The 7,154-nt window shown below is 40.5% G+C and carries 8 protein-coding genes; 1 reads left to right on the top strand and 7 read right to left on the bottom strand.

The genetic code is table 11. The annotated features are described in order from the left end of the window. Positions 1-585: outer membrane lipoprotein periplasmic chaperone LolA1 (gene lolA1 / locus E1163_RS03950; RefSeq protein WP_155169683.1), on the top strand; the 585-nt coding region annotated here is incomplete at its 5' end. 56 nt (positions 586-641) lie between these two features. Here the strand turns inward: lolA1 and E1163_RS03945 are convergent. The 7 genes from E1163_RS03945 to E1163_RS31635 all read right to left on the bottom strand — a co-directional run bounded on the left by E1163_RS03945 (position 642) and on the right by E1163_RS31635 (position 6,674). Next, the gene (locus E1163_RS03945; RefSeq protein ID WP_155169681.1) at positions 642-908 is read right to left on the bottom strand and encodes a hypothetical protein; all 267 of its coding nucleotides are present in this window, start codon (positions 906-908) and stop codon (positions 642-644) included. A gap of 154 nt (positions 909-1,062) precedes the next feature. Beyond that, a complete protein-coding gene (locus E1163_RS03940) occupies positions 1,063-1,971 on the bottom strand; it encodes a CPBP family intramembrane glutamic endopeptidase (RefSeq protein ID WP_155169678.1) in 909 nt (302 codons plus the stop codon). A 13-nt stretch (positions 1,972-1,984) separates the two neighbouring features. Beyond that, entirely contained in the window at positions 1,985-4,171 is a 2,187-nt protein-coding gene (locus tag E1163_RS03935; protein WP_155169676.1) for a peptidase domain-containing ABC transporter, read from the bottom strand. 5 nt (positions 4,172-4,176) lie between these two features. Further along, positions 4,177-5,337 (bottom strand): HlyD family secretion protein, encoded by a 1,161-nt coding sequence (locus E1163_RS03930; protein ID WP_155169673.1) that lies wholly within the window; start codon positions 5,335-5,337, stop codon positions 4,177-4,179. Between the two features lies 1 nt (position 5,338). Next, positions 5,339-6,028, bottom strand: coding sequence for a CPBP family glutamic-type intramembrane protease (locus E1163_RS03925; protein ID WP_155169670.1), 690 nt, complete (start codon positions 6,026-6,028; stop codon positions 5,339-5,341). 6 nt (positions 6,029-6,034) lie between these two features. Further along, positions 6,035-6,256: a hypothetical protein gene (locus tag E1163_RS03920; protein ID WP_155169667.1), complete on the bottom strand. Its 222-nt coding sequence runs from the start codon at positions 6,254-6,256 to the stop codon at positions 6,035-6,037. Between the two features lie 37 nt (positions 6,257-6,293). Then, positions 6,294-6,674, bottom strand: coding sequence for a CPBP family glutamic-type intramembrane protease (locus tag E1163_RS31635; protein WP_425482671.1), 381 nt, complete (start codon positions 6,672-6,674; stop codon positions 6,294-6,296). Between the last annotated feature and the right edge of the window lie 480 nt (positions 6,675-7,154).

The following is a 7,154-nucleotide window of genomic DNA, read 5'->3' as shown; positions in this document are numbered from 1 at the left end:
CAGAATGATCCGCAGGCAAAAGAAGTTTTGGATGCGATGAGCGCCAAATACAAGAAAATCCCTGCATACAGTGCCGATATTACCTCTTCGCTCATTAATGAGGTTGACGGTATCAATGAAGAGTTTGGTGGCAAAATAACTGTTAAAGGCGAAATGTACAAGCTCGAGATGGATGATCAGGTGGTGATCAACAATGGTACTACGGTATGGACATACCTTCCTGACGTAAATGAGGTAAACATAGATACTTATAACCCCGATGAAGACGAAATTTCACCTTCCAAGATTTATGATGCTTACAAGAAGGGTTACAAATATTTATTTGTAGGCAATGAGACAGATAACGGTACGGCCGTGTCAGTGATAGACCTTGTACCCAATGATAAAGATGCCCAGTTCTTTAAGATCAGGCTCTTTATAGCCAAAAAAGACCACAGCCTGAAAAGCTGGACCATGTTTGACAAATCAGGTAACAAATACAAGTACACCATTAAAAACTTTAATGGCAATATCTCTCCCAAGGACTCGGCATTCTCTTTTGATGCTACCAAATATCCTGGCGTGGAGATTATCGACCTGAGATAAAAACATTCTTTAAAAGAAAATGGAAAAAGCTGCATGAAAATGTGGCTTTTTTGCTTTCAGGCAAGCCTGTCCCTGGCCGCTTGCAGGCTCTCGAGCTGCTGCTGAAATAAGGCCAGGATTTCCACTATTTCATTTTCGTAGTCAGGCAGATTGCCCGATCGATCAAAGATTGCCGCATTATCACTCTCATAGATTGCCGTAGCAAAATTGAGCTGAGCATCCTTGTACGCCTTTACCACTACCGGGAGCTGATCGATAATAGCATTGAGGCTTGAAATTAGCATCAGGTGTTTTGTCTTTTGATCTTCCTTGCTGTCTTTCATATGGGTTTTGTTGGGTGTAATTTTTAATATAGCAGGCCGTGATTATACATCAGCGTCGTCATCGACCTAAAAGCCATGACTTAATTTACACAATTGAATTGAATGATTTGTTTTGAGGCGGTGGTCAAATGCAAGGATGCCTGCACCAGAGAGGTTAATATCCTGTTAGTGTAGCCTGTGAATTGTTTTTTGCTGGTGTCATTCGAAGAGATATAGGGGTAAGTAGGATTAGTAGAATCAAAGTTATTAACGAGCCTTCCAGCCCGAAGTGCCCACCTGTCCAATGTTGATCGCCGATATTTTCCCAGGAGAGGATACCTGTACTGTCAAAGCCGCTCACATTGAAGCCCAGGATAACACCTTGAGTGAAATTCCAGCCAAAATGCAACCCTATGATAAGCCAAATGCTTTTATAGCGCAGGTAAATAATTGAGAGAAATACACCGCCGAGGAATAAGTTTAATAAAGGGATTAGTGAAAATGAGTCATTGAATATGTGAAGAAGACTGAAAACCAAGCTGGATATCAGGATGCTCAGCCATTTCCCCATCGATTTGGTGAGTTCTGTTAATATGTAGCCCCTGTAGACAATTTCTTCAACAGATGCAACACATACGTAAATGATTAGGAAGGTCAGAGTATTGTTGGTTGGCCAATTTGCCTCACTAAATACAATCTCACCTTTTATCCATAATATGAAAACGGAGAGAGATATTACAACCGAACTAATGGCAAAACCTTTTAGAAAGTGGATGATATGAAGTGCTTTAACAGTATTAAGCAGGTTTTTAATTTCAGGGTCTAATGCCGCTTTAAAAAATATTAAAAAAACTATAGTCAGTAAAGCAGTGATAAATAGTTGGATGGCTAATAGATAAGAATACTCTGGTTCTTTGATAGCCTGTTCAACAATAAGGAAAATGTTGTTACCACTCCTGTCGGAAAATACCAGATCAAAGGTCACCTTATAGAAGACCACTAAAAATATGGCAATAAATATATTGTAAGTGACAAAAAAGATTACTGCCCTTGCCCAATTCGGTAAGCCATGTTTATTAGTCATTTAAATTCAGATTTTATTGAGAATAGCTGATTAGGTTTTGTGGATTAGGAGCATGGTATTGCTGCTCCCAAAGACTGTAGTATTTCGACTCTTTTGTGATCAAATCCTGATGTGTGCCGCTTTCCACCAACTGGCCTTTTTCTAACACGAATATTCTATCTGCGCTCATAATGGTGCTTAGCCTGTGGGCTATAACTATCACCGTCTTTTCCCTTTCCCGGAGCATGGCGATAGCTTTTTGTACGAACTGTTCGGAGGCCGAGTCCAGCGAGGAGGTGGCTTCATCCAATATCAGTATTTCAGGCTCTTTGTACAGCGCCCTTGCTATGGCAATTCTTTGTTTTTGTCCTCCCGATAGCGTGGCACCGTTTTCTCCGAGGTAGGTATTAAAGCCTTGTGGCAACGATTTGATAAACTCAAGAATGTTTAGCTGAGAGCAGATTTGAATTATTTTTTCCATATCAGGAGAAAACTCTCCTACTGCTATGTTTTCAACGACGTTACCTGCAAATAAGTCCACCCTTTGCGGCACTACAGAGATGGTTTCCCGCAGGCTGCTCGTATCTATATGATTGAGGTCAAAATCGCCAAGGGTTATATGCCCCTTTTCTATAGGGTAGATTTTTTGAAGGATGGACATTAGAGTGGTTTTCCCTGAGCCGCTTTCTCCAACTATGGCATTGATGCAGCCAGATTCAAACTTTATGTTGAAGTTTTCAAAAACCGTTGCGCGGGAGCCATAGCGGAAATGTACATTCCGGAATATTATATCTCCCGTTTTATCTGGGGTAAGTTTTATTTTGTTGTCATTGTCTTCCTTCTCCAGGTCCATCAATTCAAAAAGCCGGTCAGAGGCTATCATGGCATCCTGAAGCGTTTTGTTCATGCCAATGAGGTTAATTATGGGTGATGTTAAGTAGCCAATAAGGGCATAGAAAGAAAGAAGCTCTCCCGGTGTGATGGCCTTTTCAATTACATAAATTGACCCAACCCAAAGCAGTATTATGGTAAACAATCGGGAGAAAAATTGTGACGAGTAGCCCGAGAACATATTGTTGATACCAGACTTGTAGACATGCCGGAGCAGTTTTACAAACCTGGTTTCTGTTTTTAAGTTGGCATGATATTCCAGTCCAAAACTTTTTATGGTATATACGGCATTCAATGATTCTACCAATTGCGACTCCAGGTCGGCAGATGCTTCCATAAGGTTTCGCTGCGTTCGCTTGTTGATTGCATTGGTTATCCAGTAGATCAGTATATACACCGGGATCATTGCCAGCATGATCAGGGCCAGTTTCCAGTAATAGATGAACATGAGCGAGAATGCAAAAACTATAGTGAAAAGGTCGACTATTAAGTCTATTAAGGTGTTGTTAATGAAAGCCCTGATCTTGACAGCATCATTGACCCTTGAGATAATCTCACCAACTCTCATGGTGTCAAAAAAGCGTTGAGGCAATTTTAACAAATGCTTGTAGTACCCTAATATTAGTCGTGCGTCTATCAGTTGTCCTGTTTTGAGGTTGAAGACTGACTTTGTAGTACCTATAAATATTTGCAACACCAGTAATGCTATCATGATGATGCTCAGTAGGTTTAGGAGGTTGGTATTGCTTCCGATAAGTACATGGTCTACTATTTTTTGTACATAGATTGACGTTGACAGACCAATTATAGTGTAAATGGCGGCGCCGAATAATGCCTGGAGCATAATAGCCGTATGTGGCTTTAGCAGATAAAGCAACCTTTGCCTGACTGAAACTTTCTGGTCGTCAGCCTTAAAATCCTCATCAGGCATTATCAGTACCAGCACACCTGTCCATATTTTTTTAAATTCGTCAGGATTATATTTATGAAGTTTGCCATCTGCCGGGTCCATAAGGGTGACCAGCTTTTCGGTTACTTCATAAAGTACCACATAATGGTGCAGGTGGTCATTGATAATTACGTGTGCTATGGCCGGTTTAGGTATTTTTAGCAGGCTTTCAAACTCTCCACGCACTCCTTTTGCCATAAAACCCAACTTTTCTGATGCCTCAATAAGACCCAAAACATTTGTGCCTTTCTTATCAGTAGACGCATATTGGCGTATTCTGGATATGGGCAGCTTTAAACCATAATAGGAGGCTATGGAAGACAGGCACGCAGCGCCACAATCCGTAATATCATGTTGTTTTACCTTTATTGACTTGTCCATCGATGCTAAAGTTTTGGGTTCAACCAGTTGTCCACTTTGTCATAAAGCAGTTGCCATAAGCTTCTTTGCGTGATTATAAACCGGGAATTCAGCGTCATGCCTTTTTTAAGGTTTCCGGAGTAGCCATTTTTCAACGACAAGTGGGTTTGGTCAACCGAGCAGGTCACCCGGAAGAAAGGTTGATTGTCCCTAAGGGTAATGTCATGGGCAATTTCAAGTACTGAACCGGTGGCAAAGCCCCACTGGTTGTAATTAAAAGCGTCTATCTGAAAGGTTACGGGTTGGTCTTGTTTGATAAAACCAATGTCGGTTGGAGCGATAAACGTTTCTACAATCAAACCCGAATCGGGTGATATTTTAAGAAGGCTCTGGCTTGCCAGTATTTGCATGCCGGGGGCAAGGCCTTTCAGCTCCTGAATAGAACCGGAAAGCGGGGCAATGATTACAAAGTCTTTTTGCTCCTCCCTGATCCTTTCAAATTCGGATTCTATTCTGTTAAGTTCTGTTTCGTGGTTTTTGAGTTCTTCCGACCATTGGGTGAGTTGAGAGAGGTGCAAAGCCTTCAACTCAGCATGGGCATTATCCAACTCAAATTGGGCTTTTTCAAATTCCATCAATGAAATGGCAGCGCCATCATACAGTTGCTTGCTCCTGTTATAGTCTTGTTTTGCTTTAAGATAAGCCCGGTTTGCCTTATTGATGAGCTCTGTAAACTCCCTGTGCTGACGTTCGTAATTGGCAGTGGTTAGTGAATGAACAGGATTAAACGCCGAAGGTGAAAGTATTTTTAAAAGAAGCTTGAGATCGTTGATATAGTTTTGCAACTCGGACTGCCTTTCTTGGGTGTATTGAAGGTTATTGGCTACTCTGGCAGCGTTGATCGTAAGTAGGGTATCTCCTTGGTGTACCATGTCATTTTCCTTGAAAAATAACTTCTCAAGCCGCCCTTGAACCGGAGAGATAATCTCGGATATTTGATGTTTTGGCCGTATGATCCCCCTGCTCTGGATGCTGATGTCTACCTGAATGAAAGGCAACAATGCAAAACCTGCGAACAGGAATAGGAGCGTGACAGAATAAATAATTTGGGACCGGGTGCTGTTCCTCGCTATTTCACTTTCAATAGTGAAGTTCAATATTTCGGAAGGGAAGATTTTTTTGGACATATTATCTCATGCTCAAATTAAGTAATACCAGCAGCAGGTTAAAGAGCGCATGGGTCATAACACCACATGCAAATCCTGCTTTGATCCTTGCCTTTGCCAGGATCAATCCGCTTAGGTAGTAGGGAAACAATAAGGGGACATATAGCCATGTATACTTTGGAGAGCCAATTACCTTATAGTGGAATAACCCGAATAAGATACTGGTGATATATATCATGGATTTTCTTTTAAACAAGGAACTTATGGTGTTTAGCAGCATTGGGTTTTTAAAGTTGTGCCTAAAAACCAGGTATGAAATAGAGGCAAATAATAAGAATGTTATAAGCCCCGAAAAGCGCATGGAATCTGCCAGTAACTTGCCCCATCCGGTAACTACTAGTAAGCATACAGCTATTAAAGAGGAAAGGCCAAGGCTTAAATTCTTCTTTGTTGGATTTAAAGGCAACCGGAAAGCCGCTTCTTCTATTAAAGGTGTGATTAATGCAACATCAATTATTACCAAGGCCAGTAAATACAGGTTTTGCTCTTTCTGTATAGCTACAATATAGTCACGAGGTTGGCGTACATAGAGTTGGTAATTTATTAAAACCACTTCTATAAACGCTCCTAACAAAGTGGCAAGGATCATATGCCACGTGTATTTGAGCGCCAGTGGAAGTGGATGTAAGTATAGCTTAATTTGGTTGATCATAAAGGGTTAGCCCTTTGCGCTTTTCTGCCGCTTAAACCATACCCTAAAACTCACTACCACCAACGCTGCAAAAACATTAACCCATATTCTATTCAATGATTTGGCAATAACAGCGGTCGCTTCATATTGGTCTTTATAGTAAATAATGTCAGATACTAGCTTTAGCGCATATATCGCAATGCTGAACAGTACCACCTGAGTTATAAATGAGAGCAAGGGATTTTTCATAGGTTATCTAAAGTTTTATGTTTGTTTAGCTCGCCAATCATGAGGTTAATAAATTAAGTATAACTATAAGCAGGTTAAATAGTGAGTGTGACATGAAAGCAAAAGCAAAACCATGTTTGAGCCGTGCATGGGCAAAAATGAGCCCACTGAGAAAGTATGGGAATAAAAAGGGTATGTATAACCAGAAGTGTAATAGATCTTCTCCAGCCTTAGCCCAGTGAGCAATGCTAAAAATTAAACTGGAGATATAGATCATAGCTCGACTGCTAAACCCTTGAGACAGTTTGTGATATGTTTTTTTCTTGCTTTTAAGCCAAGGGTAAATGACAAAAAATAACAAAACTCCAATGATCCAATATGCAGTTGAACCTGTATAAACTATTTTTCCTATAAGGAAATGGTTAAGTCCTGTAGGCATCAAAAGCAAAATTGAAATGAAGAACGCCAGTCCTAGTGCGACTTTTTTTATACTGGGTTTTAAAGCTAGCCGGAAAGTTATTTCCTCATATGCGGGCCCTAAGAATACTCTATCTAAGCATAATAACGATAGGAGGAATATATTTTCTTCACTTGTGAGTCGGGAAACGCCTTCGTCCCTGATAGGAAGGTGAAAACCTATGCTTTTCAGAACCAACTCAAGGATAATCCCAAGCAGTGTAGCTAATATTATATACCAGGTATATTTTAATGAGACTCTCAGAAACCAAAATGTATGGCTAAGGAATGGTTTTGTCATTGGGTCAAATAACTACCCCAAAAGTTCTTGTTACATTTGAGGTAGTTTTCCTTTTCTAATTAATTATGAAAATAAAAATTCCATGAATCTTTTAGCGGCACATTCCGCTGATTTAGTCATTACCCCTATCTTATAGCCTATGTAATACCCCCAGGCCTCAGC

Origin of the sequence: Fulvivirga kasyanovii, from assembly GCF_009711405.1 — a bacterium.
Taxonomy (GTDB): domain Bacteria; phylum Bacteroidota; class Bacteroidia; order Cytophagales; family Cyclobacteriaceae; genus Fulvivirga; species Fulvivirga kasyanovii.
This window is presented reverse-complemented; position numbering and strand designations above follow the sequence as displayed.